The sequence below is a fragment of the Loktanella fryxellensis genome, assembly GCF_900110065.1.
Classification (GTDB): domain Bacteria; phylum Pseudomonadota; class Alphaproteobacteria; order Rhodobacterales; family Rhodobacteraceae; genus Loktanella; species Loktanella fryxellensis.
Genome location: NZ_FOCI01000015.1, coordinates 42,173 through 59,897, shown reverse-complemented (window position 1 = coordinate 59,897; position 17,725 = coordinate 42,173). Strand labels below are relative to the sequence as shown.

The 17,725-nt window shown below is 65.9% G+C and carries 15 protein-coding genes; 5 read left to right on the top strand and 10 right to left on the bottom strand.

Annotated elements, in window-relative coordinates:
- Position 1: 1 nt before the first annotated feature.
- From BMX16_RS12075 to katG, 5 genes are all read right to left on the bottom strand, one after another.
- Positions 2–1,168, bottom strand: a complete 1,167-nt coding sequence (locus BMX16_RS12075; protein WP_089903837.1) for a carbohydrate ABC transporter permease — start codon at positions 1,166–1,168, stop codon at positions 2–4.
- Complete coding sequence (locus BMX16_RS12070; RefSeq protein ID WP_089903833.1) at positions 1,168–2,403, bottom strand: carbohydrate ABC transporter permease; 1,236 nt, start codon at positions 2,401–2,403, stop codon at positions 1,168–1,170. The genes BMX16_RS12075 and BMX16_RS12070 overlap by 1 nt, the downstream gene beginning before the upstream one ends.
- Positions 2,404–2,513: 110 nt before the next feature.
- Entirely contained in the window at positions 2,514–3,884 is a 1,371-nt protein-coding gene (locus tag BMX16_RS12065) for an ABC transporter substrate-binding protein (RefSeq protein WP_089903830.1), read from the bottom strand.
- 54 nt (positions 3,885–3,938) lie between these two features.
- On the bottom strand, positions 3,939–4,985 hold the full coding sequence (locus BMX16_RS12060) for a LacI family DNA-binding transcriptional regulator (protein ID WP_177174651.1): 1,047 nt from the start codon (positions 4,983–4,985) through the stop codon (positions 3,939–3,941).
- A gap of 119 nt (positions 4,986–5,104) precedes the next feature.
- Positions 5,105–7,324, bottom strand: coding sequence for a catalase/peroxidase HPI (gene katG, locus BMX16_RS12055; protein ID WP_089903824.1), 2,220 nt, complete (start codon positions 7,322–7,324; stop codon positions 5,105–5,107).
- 99 nt (positions 7,325–7,423) lie between these two features.
- On the opposite strand from katG, the gene BMX16_RS12050 reads away from it, so the two are divergent.
- Positions 7,424–8,356 (top strand): LysR substrate-binding domain-containing protein, encoded by a 933-nt coding sequence (locus BMX16_RS12050; protein WP_089903821.1) that lies wholly within the window; start codon positions 7,424–7,426, stop codon positions 8,354–8,356.
- 16 nt (positions 8,357–8,372) lie between these two features.
- On the opposite strand, the gene BMX16_RS12045 is transcribed toward BMX16_RS12050, so the two are convergent.
- The 3 genes from BMX16_RS12045 to BMX16_RS12035 form a co-directional block, all read right to left on the bottom strand.
- A complete protein-coding gene (locus BMX16_RS12045) occupies positions 8,373–9,869 on the bottom strand; it encodes a TRAP transporter large permease (RefSeq protein ID WP_089903818.1) in 1,497 nt (498 codons plus the stop codon).
- Positions 9,866–10,450, bottom strand: coding sequence for a TRAP transporter small permease (locus tag BMX16_RS12040; RefSeq protein WP_089903815.1), 585 nt, complete (start codon positions 10,448–10,450; stop codon positions 9,866–9,868). Before BMX16_RS12040 ends, BMX16_RS12045 begins: the two co-directional genes overlap by 4 nt.
- Before the next feature lie 79 nt (positions 10,451–10,529).
- Positions 10,530–11,570: a TRAP transporter substrate-binding protein gene (locus BMX16_RS12035; RefSeq protein WP_245731512.1), complete on the bottom strand. Its 1,041-nt coding sequence runs from the start codon at positions 11,568–11,570 to the stop codon at positions 10,530–10,532.
- 286 nt (positions 11,571–11,856) lie between these two features.
- On the opposite strand from BMX16_RS12035, the gene BMX16_RS12030 reads away from it, so the two are divergent.
- Genes BMX16_RS12030 through BMX16_RS12020 form a run of 3 tightly spaced genes read left to right on the top strand, consistent with a single transcriptional unit; the run spans position 11,857 to position 14,381 of the window.
- A complete protein-coding gene (locus BMX16_RS12030; RefSeq protein ID WP_089903809.1) occupies positions 11,857–13,248 on the top strand; it encodes a cytochrome ubiquinol oxidase subunit I in 1,392 nt (463 codons plus the stop codon).
- 12 nt (positions 13,249–13,260) lie between these two features.
- Positions 13,261–14,268, top strand: coding sequence for a cytochrome d ubiquinol oxidase subunit II (cydB, locus tag BMX16_RS12025; RefSeq protein ID WP_089903797.1), 1,008 nt, complete (start codon positions 13,261–13,263; stop codon positions 14,266–14,268).
- Positions 14,268–14,381: a DUF2474 family protein gene (locus BMX16_RS12020; RefSeq protein WP_089903795.1), complete on the top strand. Its 114-nt coding sequence runs from the start codon at positions 14,268–14,270 to the stop codon at positions 14,379–14,381. The genes cydB and BMX16_RS12020 overlap by 1 nt, the downstream gene beginning before the upstream one ends.
- Here the strand turns inward: BMX16_RS12020 and BMX16_RS12015 are convergent.
- Complete coding sequence (locus BMX16_RS12015; RefSeq protein WP_089903790.1) at positions 14,378–15,565, bottom strand: acetyl-CoA C-acyltransferase; 1,188 nt, start codon at positions 15,563–15,565, stop codon at positions 14,378–14,380. The two genes, BMX16_RS12020 and BMX16_RS12015, sit on opposite strands and share 4 nt — an antisense overlap.
- 124 nt (positions 15,566–15,689) lie before the next feature.
- On the opposite strand from BMX16_RS12015, the gene BMX16_RS12010 reads away from it, so the two are divergent.
- The gene (locus BMX16_RS12010; protein ID WP_089903786.1) at positions 15,690–16,049 is read left to right on the top strand and encodes a glycine cleavage system protein H; all 360 of its coding nucleotides are present in this window, start codon (positions 15,690–15,692) and stop codon (positions 16,047–16,049) included.
- Between the two features lie 39 nt (positions 16,050–16,088).
- Here BMX16_RS12010 and BMX16_RS12005 read toward each other — a convergent pair whose 3' ends face one another.
- Positions 16,089–17,714, bottom strand: a complete 1,626-nt coding sequence (locus tag BMX16_RS12005) for an alpha-D-glucose phosphate-specific phosphoglucomutase (RefSeq protein WP_089903782.1) — start codon at positions 17,712–17,714, stop codon at positions 16,089–16,091.
- Positions 17,715–17,725 lie beyond the last annotated feature (11 nt).

Sequence of the window (17,725 nt, the reverse complement as noted above, 5' to 3'; positions counted from 1 at the left end):
TTTATTTCACGGACCCGGCCAGCAGGCCGCGGACGAGGAAGCGTTGCAGGGAGAAGAAGACGAGCAGCGGCACGGCGATCGACACGAAGGCGGCGGTGGCGAGGATTTCCCAGTTGCCGCCGCGGCTGCCCAGCAGCTCGACGATCTGCTTGGTCATCACGGTGGTATCGCCGGAACTGTCGATCAGGAACACCAGCGACACCAGCAGGTCGTTCCACGTCCACAGGAACTGGAAGATCGCAAAGGACGCAAGTGCGGGATAGGACAGCGGCAGGATGATCTTGACGAAGATCTGGAAATCCGTCGCACCGTCGACGCGGGCATTCTCGATGATGTCGCGCGGCAGACCGACCATGTAGTTGCGCAAGAGGTATATCGCGAGCGGTAACCCGAACCCCGTATGCGCCAGCCAGACGCCGAGGTAGCCCTTGCCGATCCCGATCTCGTTGTGCAGGCGCAACAGCGGGATCAGCGCCAGTTGCAGCGGCACCACCAGCAGACCCACGACGGCGGCGATCAACAGCGCACGGCCCGGGAAATCCATCCACGCCAGCGCGTAGGCCGCAAAGGCGGCGATCAGGATCGGGATGATCGTGGCGGGGATCGTCACGGTCAGCGTGTTGAAGAACGCCTTGGTCATCCCCTCGCGGTTGCTGGGGTCGAACAGCATGTTGTCATAGTTTTCGACCGTGAATTCGGGCGGGGTCGCGGCAGTGGTGAACACGCGCTGACCGCGCCCCTCCTGCGGGGTCGGGCTGGTCCAGACGTAGTCGCCGTTTTCCTGCACGGTGATCGCCTGACCGTCGTCCAGCGGGGCCGTGTCACCCGGCACGAACTCATCGATCGCAAGCGACCCGGTGCCCCAGGCGCTGATCGCGGCCCCGCCTTCGGTGCGACCGTCGGCCACGAAGAGGTTGCCTTCGACCACATAGACGCCGTCCACCTGCGGGATCGTTTCCAGATCGCCGGGGCGGTCGGTGCGCAGCGTCTCGTTGCGTTCCTGCGGCAGCATCGCCGTCCACCAGCCGGACCCGGCGATCTGGTCCGCGGTGCGGAACGACGACACCAGCAGGCCGACCGTCGGGAACAGCCACAGCAGCACCAGCACCACGACCGAGATGTTCACCGCCCAGGAGAGCGAGGATTTGCCGCCAGCCATGCCATCCATCAGCGCATCTCCTTGCGGGCGTTATAGACGTTCCAGATCAGGATCGGCGTCACCAGCAGCATGATGACCATCGCCGCCGCAGACCCCACACCCCAGTCGTTGGACCGGAACAGCTTGTCGTACATGTAGTTGGCCAGCACCTGCGTCTGCCACTGGCCGTTGGTCATGGCATAGACGATGTCGAAGACCTTCAGCACGACGATGGTGATCGTCGTCCAGACCACCACGATCGTGGGGGCGATCTGCGGCATCTTGATCGAAAAGAAGATCTGCAGCGGGTTGGCACCATCGATGATCGCGGCCTCGATGGTTTCCTCGGGGATGCCGCGCAGGGCGGCGGACAGGATCACCATGGCGAATCCGGTCTGGATCCAGATCAGCACGATCATCAGGAAGAAGCTGTTCCACACCGGGATCGTCAGCCACTGCTGCGGCACGCCGTAGGGATAGGTGCCGCCGACGGCGGCGAGGATGCCGCGCAGACAGGCGAGCACGACCAGCACCGACACGACACTGGCCAGCAGCCGCACGAGCGTCTCGATCAGGCCGGGGCGGCGGTGATCCGGCTTGACCACGGGGCGGATCAGGATCCACGCCAGCAGCGCCAGACCAGCCGCCATCAGGACCAGCAACAGGATCGGCAGGATGCGCAGCACGATCAGCGATCCGATGCCACCGTCGAACTGCAGCCAGACCGCGTTCAGGATGCCGATCTGTCCGGTGCCGGCCGGGCGCGCGTCGTAGACCAGCTTGAAGATCACGGCCGCGCCGACGAAGGAGATCGCCATCGGCATGAAGATGATGGATTTCGCGATGTTGCCCCAGCGGATGCGGTCGGTCAGCTGTGCCGCCAGCAGGCCGAAGGCCGTCGAGGCCGCAGGCACCACGATCAGCCACAACATGTTGTTGCGCAACGCTTCCCAGAACTTGGGATCCAGTCCCATCTGGCGATAGTTGGCAAGCCCGACGAAGGCATCGCCCTGGCTGCGATCGGTCAGCGATAGCCAGATCGTCGCCACGACCGGATACGCAAGATAGGTGCCCAGCGCAAGGATCGCGGGGGCAAGGAACAGCCACGGACGCACCTTTTCGGCGCGGTTGATGTTCCGACCGGCATGGATGCCCTTGGCCGGGAAGATCACCTTGTCCAGCAGGACGTTGGAAAAATAGAAATACGCCAGGCAGCCGCCCACACCGACGAAAATCGTGAATACGCCTAGCAAGGCCGGATTCATGGACGCTCCCCCCGTTCATGTGACTGTCTTCACCCTCGCATGCGGAGGGGTGATCGGGGCCCGGTGCAACGACCGGGCCCCGACTGTGGTTCGGCACGTCCGGGGACTGCTTACTTCAGGGCGTCCCACGACGCCTGGATCTGATCGGCGACGGTCTGCGCCTCGGCACCGCCGACGAAATCGACCATGCCGGTCCAGAACGATCCGGCACCCACGCCACCCGGCATTAGGTCGGATGCGTCAAAGCGGAAGGTTGTCGCGTTCGTCAGGATCTCGCCCTGCGCACGACGGGTGTCGTTCTCGTAGGTGTCGAGGTTGGCGGTGGTCAGCGGCGTCAGGAAACCCTGATCCGGGATCGCCATCCAGATCTCGTGTGCGATCGGCGTCTGCAGAAAGCTGATCAGCGCCTGTGCCGCCGGGCTGTCCTGGGTCACGGCGAACATGGTGCCTGCGCCCAGCACGGGCTGGCCCAGATCCTGATCGGCATAGGTCGGCGTGAAGAAGAAGTTGGCATCGCCATCTTCGCCGACCAGCGTGCCTTCGGGGAAGAACGCGGGGATGAAGGACGCCTGGTGATGCAGGTAGCACTGCGGCGGGCTGTCGAAGAGGCCCTTGGGGCTGTCACGGAAGTCGGTCGAGGCGACCGATGCCACGCCACCGGCGACATAGTCCTCGTTCTTGGCGAAGAAGCCGAATTCCTCGATGACTGCAACGACTTCGGGCGAGTTGAAGGGCAGTTCGTTCGACACCCACGCGTCGTAGTTCTCGGGCGTCTGCATGCGCAACATCAGGTCTTCGACCCAGTCGGTCGCGGGCCAGCCGGTCGCGCCGCCAGAACCCAGACCGATGCACCAGGGCTTGCCGCCGTCGGCGACGATCTGATCGCTCAGCGCCTTCATCTCTTCCATCGTGGTGGGGACTTCGTAGCCCGCATCCTCGAAGTTCTCGGGGACATACCAGACCAGCGACTTCACGTCGGCCTTGTAGGGGAAGGCATAGAAGGCCTCTGTGCCGTCGGGACCCGCATAGGTGCCCAGATCGACCCACGACTGACCGGCGGCATAGTTTTCGGCCACGAAGGCGCCCACTTCGGCCGGCAGCGGCGCGAGGAAGCCACGGGCGGCCATGTCGGACGCCAGACCAGGCTGCGGGAACACGGCGACGTTGGCGGACGATCCGGCCTCGGCGTCGATCACGACCTGCTGCTCGAAGCTGTCGGACCCGGTATAGCGCACGTCGGCGCCGGTCGCGTCGGCGAAATAGGCCAGCACCGTCTCGATCGCGGCCTGATCCGGGCCAAGCCAGGGGCCGAACACCGTGACCTGTTCACCAGACAGATCGTTGGCATCTGCAAATGCCTGCAGGCTGTCCCAGTTGAAGGCGCCCTCGCCTTTCGGGAACATCAGGTCCTGCGCGCTCGCAGAGCTTGCGGATACGGCCAAAAGCGCAAGGACGCTGACGCCGGACAATGTGCGGATCATGTGGTTGTCTCCTCCCAGAGTATGTGTGTTCGGTTTGCCCCGAAACGTTTCGGACTAAGGAACGGCGTGCCCCCTTGTGTCAACAGATATCGCGCGCGCCGAGCATCCTTTCCGAAAGGTTAAGTCAAGAATCCGGCTATGTGAAGGGCCGTCTTTGGCGGCGATGATGTCGGCAAGATGGTCCGCAAGCGCCACCCACGCTGTCGTCAGCGGGGCTATGGTGCCACCCAGCGCGGGGGTGAAGCTGTCGGGCGGACACATGTCCAGACCGTCGTCGTGGGCCAGCACCGACAGGTCATGCGGTACGCGGATGCCCCGTGCCGCAGCGGCCTGATAGACCCCCAGTGCAAGGGGGGTATTGCCCGCGATGATGGCCGTCGGCGGTTGTGGTGCGTCCAGCAGCGCAAGCGTCGCCCGTCGCCCGTTGGGCGCGATCATGGGCATCGACAGCATCAGGGCGGGGTCCGCTGCGACGCCATGTGCCGCATGCGCCGCCAGCACGCCGCGGCGGCGCTGCACGGCGAAGAACTCGCTTTCGACCCCGTTCAGGACGCCGATCCGGCGATGGCCCAGCCGCAGCAGGTGGTCCGCCATCACCTGCCCCACCGCCATGTTGTCGATGTCGACGAAGGCGTGCGATTGCGCAGGGTCGCGGCCGTGCACGATGAACGGTGCGCCAAGCTTCTTCAGCCGGGCGATGCGCGGGTCGTCCGACGCGGGCCCGATCAGCACGAAGCCGTCGATGCTGCCGCTGCGGTAGAGTTCGGCATGCAGGCGCATGGTATCGGCACCCGGTTCGGCCACGTGCAGCACGAAGGTCTGGCCGCGCGCCGAAATCTCGGCGGACAGGCCCATGACGATCTCGAACAGATGGGCATTGGATTCGGGTGTGCGCGTCCCGGCGACGACCATCGCGATTATGCCGGACCGCCCGGTCTTGAGCCCGCGGGCGATGGCATTGGGGCGATAGCCCAGCCGGTCGGCGGTGGCGCGAACGCGGTCGCGGGTATCGGGATTCACGTCCGCATGGCCACCCAGCGCGCGGCTGACCTGCGTGACCGACAATCCGATTTCGCGGCTGATATCCTTGAGAGTGACCATGGGCCATAGTCTGGGTCGAAAGCGATGGCGCTGGCAAGAGGCGCCATCCGGTGATGATCGAGGTGCCGCGACACATCGGTCGCGGCACCCCGGCCTCATGGATCGGAACGCAGACTACGTCAGATCTTGGTCGGGCTTTCGACGTCGAACCGGTCGAGATTCATCACCTTGACCCAGGCCTTGACGAAGGCCGTGACGAACCGGTGTTCCGCCGCGGGCCCCGCATAGGTTTCAGCCAACCCGCGCAGCTGGCTGTTGGACCCGAAGATCAGGTCGGTCTGCGTCGCCGTCCAGCGCAGGGCACCGCTCTTGCGGTCACGCCCCTCGAAATGCAGGTCGTCGTCGATCGCCGTCCACGCGGTTTCCATCGACAGCAGGTTGTCGAAGAAATCGTTGGTCAAATGGCCCGCGCGGTGGGTGAACACGCCGTGTTCGCTGCCGTCCCAGTTGGCGCCCAGCACCCGCAGCCCGCCGACCAGCGCCGTCATCTCTGCTGCCGTGAGGGACAGAAGCTGCGCCTTGTCGATCAGCAACTCGGCTGGCGACACGGTGTAGTCGGCCCGCTGATAGTTGCGGAACCCGTCCGAGGCAGGCTGCAGCAGGTCGACGGAGTCCACGTCAGTCTGGTCCTGCGACGCATCGGTGCGACCGGGCATGAAGTCGACGGTCAGGTCGTGCCCCGCATCCCGTGCCGCCTGTTCCACCGCCGCCGTTCCGGCCAGCACGATCAGGTCGGCCAGCGACACGCGCTTGCCGCCGGTCTGGCTGGCGTCGAACGCGTCCTTCACGTCGCGCAGCAGGCGCAGGGTGTCGGCCAGTTCGGCGGGGCGGTTCACCTCCCAGTCCTTCATCGGGGCCAGCTGGATGCGGGCGCCGTTCGCCCCGCCCCGCTTGTCGCTGTTGCGATAGGTCGAAGCGGACGCCCAGGCCACGCCCACCAGTTGCGACACGGTCAGACCGGTCTGCAGCAGATCCGCCTTCAACTGCGCCACGTCCGCATCGTCGATCAGGTCGTGGTCACGCACGGGCAGCGGGTCCTGCCACAGCAGTTCCTCTTGCGGGACCCACGGCCCGAAGTAACGGGACACGGGCCCCATGTCGCGGTGCGTCAGCTTGAACCACGCGCGGGCATAGGCATCGGCAAAGCCCGCCGGGTCCGCGTGATAGCGCATGCTGATCTCGCTGTAGGACGGATCCTCGCGCAGGGCGAGGTCGGACGTGAACATCATCGGCGCGTGACGACGCGACGGATCGTGGGCGTCCGGCACCAGATCGTCCGCGTCGCGGGTCGTGGGCCGCCACTGGTGGGCACTGGCGGGGCTTTTCGTCAGCTCCCAATCGAAGCCGAACAGCATGTCGAAATAGGCCATGTCCCAGGCGATCGGGTTCGGCGTCCATGCCCCTTCAAGGCCGGATGTGATGGTATGCACACCGCGACCCGTCTCGAACGTACTGGTCCAGCCGAAGCCCTGTTCGGCGATGGTGGACCCTTCGGGTTCGCTGCCGACATGGGCCGCATCGCCCGCGCCGTGCGCCTTGCCAAAGGTGTGGCCACCGGCGATCAGCGCCACCGTTTCCGCGTCGTCCATGCCCATCCGGCCAAAGGTGTCGCGGATGTCGCGGGCGGACAGCACCGGGTCGGGGTTGCCGTTCGGCCCCTCGGGGTTGACGTAGATCAGGCCCATCTGCACGGCGGCCAGCGGGTTCTGCAACTCGCGCTCGCCGCTATAGCGGCCATCAGCCAGCCACGTATCCTCGGCGCCCCAGTAGATGTCCTCCTCAGGCTCCCAGTGGTCGGCGCGACCGCCGCCAAAGCCGAAGGACGGCAGGCCCATCGTTTCCATGCCGACGGTGCCGGCAAGGATCATCAGGTCGCCCCAGCTGATGCTGTTGCCGTATTTCTGCTTGATCGGCCACAGCAGGCGCCGCGCCTTGTCGAGGTTGCCGTTGTCGGGCCAGCTGTTCAGCGGCGCGAAACGCTGGGTGCCGGACGACGACCCGCCGCGCCCGTCTGCGGTGCGGTAGGTGCCGGCCGAGTGCCACGCCATGCGCACGAAGAACGGACCGTAGTGGCCGTAGTCGGCGGGCCACCAATCCTGGCTGTCGGTCATCAGCGCGACCAGATCGGCGCGCAATGCCTCCAGATCCAGCGACTTGAACGCCGCCGGATAGTCGAAGAACGGCCCCAGCGGATTCGAATCCGGCAGGTTCTGCGACAGGATCTTGAGGTTCAGCTGATTCGGCCACCAGTCGCGCACGGACCGGGCGCTGTTGACGGAAGTGGGGCGGGCATGGCCCATCGGGCATTGGCCCAGCTTGGCTGCATCGCTGCCGTCCATGTCGATCTCCTCGATATCTGTCACGTTACCGGGTCGTCATAGCCGGATGACGCGATCAGTGGAACTTGTATCTTCTGATCGCGGTGATAGGTTATCCTTATGGCAGACCTGACGATCAAGCATTTGCGCTATGCGGTTGCGCTGGCAGACCACCGGCACTTTGGCCGCGCGGCCGATGCGTCGTTCGTCAGTCAGCCCGCCCTGTCCATGCAGGTCCGCGACCTCGAAGAGCGGCTGGGCCTGCCGGTGTTCGAACGCGGGCCGCGCATCGTGCGGCTGACCGATTTCGGTGAGACGCTGATCGCGCGGGCGCGCGACATCCTGCGATCGGTGGACGAGCTGGGTGACGTGGCACAGGCCGCGCGGGGCGGTCAGATCGGGCGGCTGCGTCTGGGCGTGATCCCGACCGTCGCGCCCTATCTGTTGCCGCGCCTGATCGGCGCGCTGACGCTGCAATACCCCGGTCTGGACCTGCAGGTGCGCGAAACCCTGACGCCGCGGCTGATCGAGGATCTGGGGGCGGGCCTGCTGGATGCGGCCATCGTGGCCCTGCCCGTATCGGAACCCGCGCTGACCGAAGTGCCCCTGCTGGACGAGGATTTCGTGCTGATCCGGCCAGCGGCGGATGCAGGCCGTCCGGTGCCCGATGCGGCGCAACTGCGCCAGATGCGCTTGCTGCTGCTGGAGGAGGGGCACTGCTTTCGCGATCAGGCGCTGGCGTTCTGCGGGGTGGGCACGGCGCGACCGCGTGAATGGCTGGACGGGTCTGCCTTGGCGACGCTGGTGCAGATGGTGGGTGCGGGCATCGGCGTGACGCTGATCCCTGACATGGCGGTCCCGGTGGAAACCCGCGCGGCCCCCGTGTGCGTCCAGCGCTTTGCCGGGACACCGCCGCAACGGCGGATCGGGATGGTCTGGCGACGCAACACGCCGCTGGCCCACCGCCTGACCCGGATCAGCGAGGAGGTGCGCCTGATCGCCGGCACCCTGCCACGCGGCGCGACCGCCGTAGGGCCGGTGCCGCAAGGGTGACGGCACGGCCCCTGCCCTACCAGGCGATGAATGCCAGCGTGATGGCCGGGAACGCCACGAGGATCATGACACGGATCAGGTCGGACGCCACATAGAACATCACCGCGCGGTAGGTGTCGCCGATCGGCGTCTTGCGGTCCATCGCGTTGATGATGAACAGGTTCATGCCCACGGGCGGCGTGATCAGACCGACCTCGACCACGATCAGCACGAGGATGCCGAACCAGATCGCGACCTGCTCCTCGTTGATGCGGGCCAGTGCACCGGCGTTGGCACCGCGCAGACCGATCTCTCGCATCTGATCGGCGGTCAGTTCCATCCCTTGCGCCAGCGCCGCCTGTGCCTGCGCCAGCAGGTCCGGCGCAATCACGGCCCCGCTGGCGATCAGATCGCCGAGGCGCGCCGCCTGCAGGTCGATCAGGCTGACGAAGCCGAAATCCAGACCCTGCATCACCGGCCAGAAGATCGGGATCGTCAGCAGGATCATCGACAGGCTGTCCATCAGACAACCCATCACGAGGTAGAACACCAGGATCAGCGTCAGCACCAGAAACGGCGACAGGCCCTGATCTGCGACCCAGCCCGCGATGTCCTGCGGCACCTGCGTCAGCGCGAGAAACCCGTTGTAGAACGCAGCCCCCAGCACGATGAAGAAAATCATCGCCGTGGACCGCGCCGTGACCATGAACGACTGGCCCAGCGTCGCCCGTGTCAGCCCGCCGTTGCCCCACGCGATCAGGCCGGTCCCCAGCGCCCCGACGGCCGCCCCTTCGGTCGGTGTGAACCAGCCGGCATAGATGCCGCCGACCACCAGCCCGAACACCACGACCACAGGCCAGACCGCCACCACCGCGCGCAGCCGGTCGCCCCAGATCACGCGCCGCCGGGTGCCGGCACTGCCGGGATAGAGGCGCACGTAGATCGAGATGACGATGACATAGCCCAGCGCCGCGAGGACGCCGGGGATGAAGGCCGCAAGGAACAGTTTGGCGATGTTCTGCTCGGTCAGGATCGCATAGATCACCAGCACGATGGACGGCGGGATCAGGATGCCCAGCGTGCCGCCCGCCGCCAGCGTCGCGGTCGAAAACCCGCCCGCATAGCCATAGCGCCGCAGTTCCGGCAGGGCGACGCGGCCCATGGTGGCGGCGGTCGCAAGGCTCGATCCGCAGATCGCGCCGAAGCCCGCGCAGGCCCCGATGGCCGCCATGGCGACGCCGCCCTTGCGATGACCGACAAAGCTTTCGGCGGCGCGGAACAGCGCCTGCGACATGCCGCCCAGCGTCGCGAAATGCCCCATCAGCAGGAACATTGGCACGATGGACAGCGAATAGCTGGAGAATGTGGTGAATGTCTCGGACTTCAGCCGCGCCAGCGGCACCGTGGCGTCACCGGTGACGAAGACGAGGCCGAGCAGCCCGGTCAGGAACATCGCCAGCCCGATGGGCACCCGCAGAAAGATCAGCACCAGAAGCGCGGGAAAGGACAGGATGCCGATGGCTGCGTCGCTCAATGGTCGGCCTCCAGATCGACGGGCAGGATGGTGCGGCCCGTGGCGGCTTCGCGCAGCCGTTCGACGGCGATGTAGCAGGCGACCACGGCGGCTGCGACCGCACCCGTCATCGACAGGGCGTAGGCCCACCAGACCGGCATTTCCAGCAGGAACGTGGTCTGGCCGGACGCCTTCTTGGACAGCATCCCCAGCCAGAGCTGCTGCGCCATGACCACCAGCACGGCGGCAAAGACGATGTCGGTCACCAGCCGCAGCCCGCGGCTGATCATGTCCGGGAAACGTTGAGTCAGGATATCGACCGATGCGTGGCCGCCGGTGATCTGGCACAGCGGCAGAAAGGCGAAGATCGCAAATGCGATCCCCGCCTCGACCAGTTCGAAATCACCGTTGATCGGGCCGATGCCAAGGCCCAGCACCCACGCGGCAAGGCCGGGGGCCAGCGCCTGCGCCGCGTCTGCGTGAAGCAGACCATTCGCCTCGCGCCCCAGGACGGATGCGCAGACCAGCAGGATCAGCACCAGCAGCATGGCACCGCCAAGCCACGCCATGCCGCGCGAAAGGGTCAGAAAGAACGGATACATGCTGGTCCTGTGTTCGTCGACGCGCACGCAACGGGGCGCCCACGACCTGCATGGACGCCCCGACGTGCGGCTGCAATGGTTACTGCGCGGGTACGTATTCCGCCATCAGCGTGCGGGCCCGGTCGATCAGTCCCTGCCCGTCGAGGCCCTGTTCGTCCATCTCGGCGGCCCAGGTGTCATAAATCGGCGCGACCAGCGGCATCCAGTCGGCCGCGACCGTCGCCGCGTCGATGGTGACGATGCTGTTGCCCATGTCCTCGGCGATCTGCCGGGCGGGATCGTCGGCCGCCAGTTGCACCCCTGCGGCAAGCACAGAGAAATCCAGACCAGAGTTCGCATCCACGACCGCCTTCAGATCGTCGGGCAGCGCCGCGTAGCTGTCGGGATTCATCGCGAGGATGAAGGTCAGGGTGTAAAGGCCAGCCCCTTCGAACGCGGTATGGTTCTGCACCAGTTCGGCCACGCGCACGCTGCTCGTCACCTCCCACGGCAGGGTCGCACCGTCGATGACGCCCTTCGACAGGGATTCCGACACCGCAGGCACCGGCATCCCCACGGGCGTGGCCCCCACCGCCTCGAGCATCTGGTTCACCAGACGCGACCCGCCGCGGATCTGCATGCCCTGCAGATCGGCGGGAGTATCGACGGGATCGGCGGTGTGCAGCAGGCCCGGCCCGTGGACCCATGTGCCCAGCATGTGCACGTCAGCGAACTCGGTCTGCGCCATGTCGCTTTCGTAGAGTTTCCAGAATGCATAGGCGGCGGCCTGCGGATCTTCGACGAAGAACGGCAGTTCGAAAACCTCTGTCGTCGGGAAACGCCCCGGCGTATAGCCGACGGCTGTCCAGACGATATCGGCGACCCCGTCGGTCACCTGGTCGATCAGTTCGGGCGGTGTGCCACCCAGCTGCATCGACGGATAGCGGTCGACCTTGATGCGCCCGCCGCTGTCCGCCTCGACCTTGTCGGCCCAGACGTCGAGGATCTGGGACGGCACAACGGATTGTGCGGGCAGGAACTGGTGCAGCTTCAGCGTCACCTCCTGCGCCAGGGCACCGGTCGCGGTCAGGGCCAGCAGCGCTGCGGCCGCCCCCATCAAGGTCCTGCGTGTCGTCGTCATGCGTATCCTCCTCAGATGCCAGTCCTGCGCTGATGCCAGAGTCTTGCTCAGATGCCAGTCGTGCGTGCGCTGGCGTGACAATGCAGGTCCATGCCCGCTTGTCACCGAAAAAACAAACGTGCCACACCGATTGGGTGACCGTGGTCACGGACGATTGCCGGAAACCCGCTAGTTATGCGACAGACATTACAGTTCTGCGCGGTTTCGTCCCATGGAAAGCGTGGCACCGCGATGACACATGCCCCTCAGCCCCGCCTCCCACGGGGTGCAGACAAGGACACTCGACATGCTCGATGGTTTTTCCGCAGAAATCCTGGCCCGCTTCCAGTTTGCGTTCACCGTGTCGTTCCACATCATCTTTCCGGCCTTCTCGATCGGACTGGCAAGCTTCCTTGCCGTCCTGAATGCCCTGTGGCTGTGGACCGCCGACAACACCTACCGGGTGCTGTTCGACTACTGGAAAAAGATCTTCGCCGTGGCCTTCGCCATGGGCGTCGTGTCCGGCATCGTCATGTCCTATCAGTTCGGCACCAACTGGAGCACGTTCTCGGACCGCGCCGGTCCGGTGATCGGACCGCTGATGGCCTACGAGGTGCTGAGCGCCTTCTTCCTCGAGGCGGGTTTTCTGGGCATCATGCTGTTCGGGCGTGAAAAGGTCGGCAATGGCCTGCACATGTTCGCCACGGCGATGGTCGCTGGCGGCACGCTGATGTCGGCCACATGGATCCTGAGCGTGAACAGCTGGATGCAGACGCCGGCCGGTTTCGCCATCAACGAAGTGGGCCAGTTCGTGCCCGTCGATTGGTGGGCCATCGTGTTCAACCCGTCGTTCCCCTACCGCCTCGTGCACATGGTGCTGGCGGCCTATCTGACGACCGCCTTCGTCGTGGCCGGCGTCGGTGCGTTGCACCTGCTGCAGGACCGCGACAACAAGGCGTCGCGCAAGATGTTCTCGATGGCGATGTGGATGGCCATCATCGTCACACCGCTGCAGATCGTGGCGGGCGATTTCCACGGCATCAACACGCTGGAACACCAGCCCGCCAAGGTCATGGCGATGGAAGGGCATTACGACAGCCACCCGGACGGCGCACCGCTGATCCTGTTCGGCATCCCCAACCCGGCGGAAAAGCGGATCGACTATGCGGTTCAGATCCCCAAGCTGTCGTCGCTGATCCTCAAGCACGACCTGAACGCGCCGCTGGCGGGCCTCGACACCATCCCGGACGAGGACGAGCCCCCGGTTGCCATCGTGTTCTGGAGCTTTCGCGTGATGGTGGGCATCGGGTTCGCCATGCTGGGCCTCGGCCTCTTTGGTGCCGTGCAGCGGTATCGCGGGCGGCTCTATGACAGTGCGACACTGCACCGCGCGGCCATCGCGATGGGTCCCATGGGCTTCGTCGCAGTGCTGGCGGGCTGGATCACGACGGAAGTGGGCCGTCAGCCGTTCACCGTCTATGGCCTGATGCGCACGTCCGAAAGCCTCGGCCCCGTGGCCGCACCTGCAGTCGCCGCGTCGCTGATCGCGTTCATCGTCGTGTATTTCTTCGTCTTCGGTGCCGGCACCTATTACATCATGCGCCTGATGGGCATGCGTCCGGGAACGGAACCGAAGCTGAGCGAAGGCCCGATCCGCACGGCGGGCATTACGCCCGCACAGCAGACACCGTCAGAGTAAGGGAACAGAGCCATGGAATTCGATCTTCCCTTCATCTGGGCCGGCATCATCGCCTTTGCGGTGCTGGTCTATGTCATCCTCGACGGCTTCGATCTGGGTATCGGGATCCTGTTCCCCTTTGCCCACAACAAGAAGGACCGCGACACGATGATGAACTCGGTCGCGCCCATCTGGGACGGGAACGAGACGTGGCTGGTGCTGGGCGGCGGCGGGCTGTTCGCGGTCTTTCCGCTGGCCTATGCGGTGGTGATGTCGGCGCTTTACATGCCGATCATCCTGATGCTGCTGGCGCTGGTGTTCCGGGGCGTCGCGTTCGAATACCGTTGGCGGACGGAACGCTGGAAATGGGTCTGGGACTGGGCGTTCTTCGGTGGATCGACCATGGCCGCCCTGTGTCAGGGCATCGCCCTGGGTGCGCTGGTGCAGGGGATTGAGATCACGGATCGCCAGTATTCCGGCGGCTGGTGGGATTGGCTGACGCCGTTCACCGTGCTGACCGGCGTGGCCGTCGTCGTGGGTTATGCCCTGCTGGGGGCCACGTGGATCGTGATGAAGACCGATGGCGCGGTGCACCACCGGATGCGCGATCTGGCGCGACCGCTAGCCATCGTGACACTGGTGTTCATCGCAGCCGTCAGCGTGCTGACGCCGTTTCAGGATTTTGTGTATTTCGAGCGGTGGTTCGCGATGCCGGGGGTCCTGTGGACCCTGCCGATCCCGGTGGCCCTGCTGATTGCGATCTTTGCCCTGTTCAAGGGCTTGGCCCCCGGCGGGCACGACGTGATGGCGTTTCTCGCATCGCTGTCGTTGTTCATGATCAGCTTCATCGGGATCGGGATCAGTTTCTATCCCAACATCGTCCCGCCCACCCTCACGATCTGGGAGGCCGCGGCCCCAGACGAAAGCCTGTGGTTCACCCTCGTGGGCACCGTGGTGCTGATCCCGCTGATCCTGGGCTACACCGCCTACGCCTACTACGTCTTCCGCGGCAAGCTGGACCCGGAGGCGGGATACCACTGATGGCGAACGCAGCCCCCCTGTGGCGACGGATCGCGTGGTTCGTGGCGATCTGGATCGTCAGCGTCGCGATCCTGACGGTCGTGGCCTACGCGATCAGGTCGGCCGTGCTCTAGGCCTCCAGTGCGAGGGCGAGCGCTTCGCCCCCACCGATACAGATGCTGGCGATGCCGCGTCGGGCACCCCGCGCACGCATCGCCCCCAACAGCGTGACCACGATCCGTGCCCCCGACGCGCCGATCGGGTGGCCCAGCGCACAGGCCCCGCCATGCACGTTCACCCGGTCGTGGGGCAGGTCGCAGTCGGCCATCGCCGCCATCGGCACCACGGCGAACGCCTCGTTGATCTCGAACAGGTCCACGTCGGCCAGCGACCAGCCGATCTGCGCCGCCAGCCTGCGCTGTGCATGGATCGGCGCGGTGGTGAACCACCCCGGTTCGCCCGCATAGGCCGCATGGCCCACGATCCGCGCCAGCGGTTGCACCCCAGCCGCACGCATCGCATCGCCCGACATCAACACCAGCGCCGCAGCGCCGTCGTTGATGGACGACGCGGAGGCGGCGGTAATCGTCCCGCTATCGGCAAAGGCCGCGCGCAGCGTCGGGATGCGCGCCACGTCGATGCGGTCAGGCCCCTCGTCACGGGTGACGCACTGGTCGTGCTTGCGCCCGCCCATGACCGGCGCGATTTCCCAGTCGAAATGCCCCGCCTCTGCCGCGGCGCGCGCGCGCATCACGCTGGCCGTGGCAAAGGCATCCTGCGCTGCGCGGTCAAAGCCATACTGCGCGGCACATTGCTCGCCGAAGCTGCCCATCGGGCGGCGCGCACCGGTGTCGGTGGTGGCATAGGCATCCTCCAGCCCGTCCCACATCATGTGATCCAGCATCACGTCATGCCCGATCCGCGCGCCGCCGCGCGCCTTCGGCAGCAGATAGGGGGCGTTGGTCATGCTCTCCATCCCGCCGGCTATGATGGTGGCGGCGCTACCCGCACGGATCGCGTCCATGCCCTGCGTGATCGCCTTCATCCCAGACCCGCAGACCTTGCTGACCGTTGTGCAGGGCACATGGTCGCCGATGCCCGCCCCGAGGCTGGCCTGTCGCGCGGGGGCCTGCCCCAGACCGGCGGGCAGGACGTTTCCCATCAGCACCTCACTCACCGACGCGGGATCGATGCCCGCACGGTCCACGGCGGCGCGGATCGCCACGCTGCCCAGCGCCGTGGCGGATACGGTGGAGAAGGCCCCCTGGAACGCGCCAAGCGGTGTGCGCGCAGCACCTGTCACATAGATGTCGGTCATCGCACCCTCCCCGTCCCCTGCACACACCTTTGCGCGGAGGCGGTTGCATGGCAACCGCTTGTCGGTTCGTGCGTTGCAGCTATTCTGAACCCACAACGACACACCGCCCAAGGAGGCGCCATCCATGAAATTCACCGAAGAACACCTGTGGCTGCGCGAGGAGGACGGCAACATCGTCGTCGGCGTGACGCCCTTCGGCGTGTCCGAACTGGGCGAGATCGCTTACATCGAGCTGCCGGAAGAAGGCGACACCGTCGTCAAGGACGACGAGGTGGCCGTCGTCGAAAGCGACAAGACCACGTCCGACATCCTTGCCCCCATCGGCGGCGAAATCGTCGACGTGAACACCGCATTGCTGAAGAACACGTCCCTGCTGCTGGACGATCCGGTCGGCGACGGCTGGCTGTTCACCATCGCGCCAGAGGATCTGGACGACATGGAAGACTACATGACCGAAGGCGACTACAAGAAGTTCGTCGGCTGAGCCATGCGCGGGCCGGTGTCGCCACCGGCCCGCGCCCCGTCAGGTGGTCACGTCGGGACCGCTGCGGCCCGTCCGGGCCCTGATCTGCGCAATGTCCTCGGCCGCCGCAATGATCCCCGCCAGCGCCTGCTGCGGGTCGTGGTCGAAGTTCGCGGGATCGAGTTCCAGCGCCTCCAGATACAGCCGCAAGGTGGCACCCGACGTGCCGGTCCCCGACAGGCGGATCACGAAGCGCGCACCGTCGTCGAAGATCACGCGGATGCCTTGATGTTCCGACACGGACCCGTCCACCGGGTCGTGGTAGGTGTAATCGTCGGCGGTCGCGATGGTGCGCCCCCGCACCTGCTGGCCCGGCAGATCGGGCAGTCCGGCACGCAGATCGGCGACCAGCGCGTTCGCCACCTCCGTCTCGATCGCCTCGTAATCGTGGCGAGAGTAATAGTTGCGTCCATAGGTCTGCCAGTGGTCGGCCATGATGTCCGCCACGCCCATCTTGCGCACCGCCATGATGTTGAGCCACATCAGCACGGCCCACAGCCCGTCCTTTTCGCGCACGTGGTCTGACCCGGTGCCAAAGGATTCCTCGCCGCACAGGGTCACGCGGCCATCGTCCATCAGGTTGCCGAAGAACTTCCAGCCCGTCGGCGTCTCGTAGCACGGCATCCCCAGCTTTTCCGCGACGCGGTCGGCGGCGGCGGATGTGGGCATCGACCGGGCGACACCGGCGAGGCCCTGCGTGTAACCGGGGGCCAGATGTGCGCCGGCGGCCAGCACGGCCAGGCTGTCGGACGGGCTGACGTAGATGCCGGGACCGACGATCATGTTCCGGTCCCCGTCGCCGTCGCTGGCGGCTCCGAAATCGGGCGCGCCCATACCGTTCATCGTGTCCATCAGCTCGTGCGCCCAGGTCGGGTTCGGGTCGGGGTGCATCCCGCCGAAATCGGGCAGGGGCGTGCCGTGCACAACGGTGCCGGATGCCGCACCAAGGCGGTTCTGCAGGATCGCTGTCGCGTAGGGGCCGGTGATCGCATTCATCGCGTCGAAGCTGATGCGGAACCCGTCCGCGATCATCGCGCGGATCGCGGGGAAGTCGAAGAGCGTCTCCATCAGCGCGGCGTAATCCATGACCGGATCGACGACGCTGACGGTCATGTCGCCGAGGCGGCTGTCGCCGATGGTATGCAGGTCCACATCGGGCGCGTCGATGACATGATACTGTGTGATCTCGGTGGTGCGGGCATAGATCCGGTCGGTCAGCCCTTCGGGGGCTGGGCCGCCGTTGGGGCCGTTGAACTTGATCCCGAAATCCTCGTCGAGGCCGCCGGGGTTGTGGCTGGCCGACATGATCAGGCCGCCATCGGTCTGGTTCAGGCGGATCAGGTGCGACGCGGCGGGCGTCGACAGCAGCGCCCCCTGCCCCACGATCACCCGCGCGGCCCCGTTGGCGGCGGCCATGCGCAGGATGATCTGCGCGGCGGTGTCATTGTGATAGCGCCCGTCGCCGCCCACGACAAACGTCTTGCCAGCCGCCCCGCCGATGGCGTCGAACACCGCCTGCACGAAGTTTTCGAGATAGTGCGGTTCCATGAACACCCGCGTCTTCTTGCGCAGGCCGCTGGTGCCGGGTTTCTGACCCGCGATGGGCCGTGTGGTGGTCGTGGTCATTGCGGTCCTCC

What these genes read in the sequence shown, in the direction of transcription:
- BMX16_RS12075 (WP_089903837.1), bottom strand. Translation starts at nt 1,168, where the DNA reads ATGGATGGCATGGCTGGCGGCAAATCCTCGCTCTCCTGGGCGGTGAAC.
- BMX16_RS12070 (WP_089903833.1), bottom strand. Translation starts at nt 2,403, where the DNA reads ATGAATCCGGCCTTGCTAGGCGTATTCACGATTTTCGTCGGTGTGGGC.
- BMX16_RS12065 (WP_089903830.1), bottom strand. Translation starts at nt 3,884, where the DNA reads ATGATCCGCACATTGTCCGGCGTCAGCGTCCTTGCGCTTTTGGCCGTA.
- BMX16_RS12060 (WP_177174651.1), bottom strand. Translation starts at nt 4,985, where the DNA reads ATGGTCACTCTCAAGGATATCAGCCGCGAAATCGGATTGTCGGTCACG.
- katG (WP_089903824.1), bottom strand. Translation starts at nt 7,324, where the DNA reads ATGGACGGCAGCGATGCAGCCAAGCTGGGCCAATGCCCGATGGGCCAT.
- BMX16_RS12050 (WP_089903821.1), top strand. Translation starts at nt 7,424, where the DNA reads ATGGCAGACCTGACGATCAAGCATTTGCGCTATGCGGTTGCGCTGGCA.
- BMX16_RS12040 (WP_089903815.1), bottom strand. Translation starts at nt 10,450, where the DNA reads ATGTATCCGTTCTTTCTGACCCTTTCGCGCGGCATGGCGTGGCTTGGC.
- BMX16_RS12035 (WP_245731512.1), bottom strand. Translation starts at nt 11,570, where the DNA reads ATGACGACGACACGCAGGACCTTGATGGGGGCGGCCGCAGCGCTGCTG.
- BMX16_RS12030 (WP_089903809.1), top strand. Translation starts at nt 11,857, where the DNA reads ATGCTCGATGGTTTTTCCGCAGAAATCCTGGCCCGCTTCCAGTTTGCG.
- cydB (WP_089903797.1), top strand. Translation starts at nt 13,261, where the DNA reads ATGGAATTCGATCTTCCCTTCATCTGGGCCGGCATCATCGCCTTTGCG.
- BMX16_RS12020 (WP_089903795.1), top strand. Translation starts at nt 14,268, where the DNA reads ATGGCGAACGCAGCCCCCCTGTGGCGACGGATCGCGTGGTTCGTGGCG.
- BMX16_RS12015 (WP_089903790.1), bottom strand. Translation starts at nt 15,565, where the DNA reads ATGACCGACATCTATGTGACAGGTGCTGCGCGCACACCGCTTGGCGCG.
- BMX16_RS12010 (WP_089903786.1), top strand. Translation starts at nt 15,690, where the DNA reads ATGAAATTCACCGAAGAACACCTGTGGCTGCGCGAGGAGGACGGCAAC.
- BMX16_RS12005 (WP_089903782.1), bottom strand. Translation starts at nt 17,714, where the DNA reads ATGACCACGACCACCACACGGCCCATCGCGGGTCAGAAACCCGGCACC.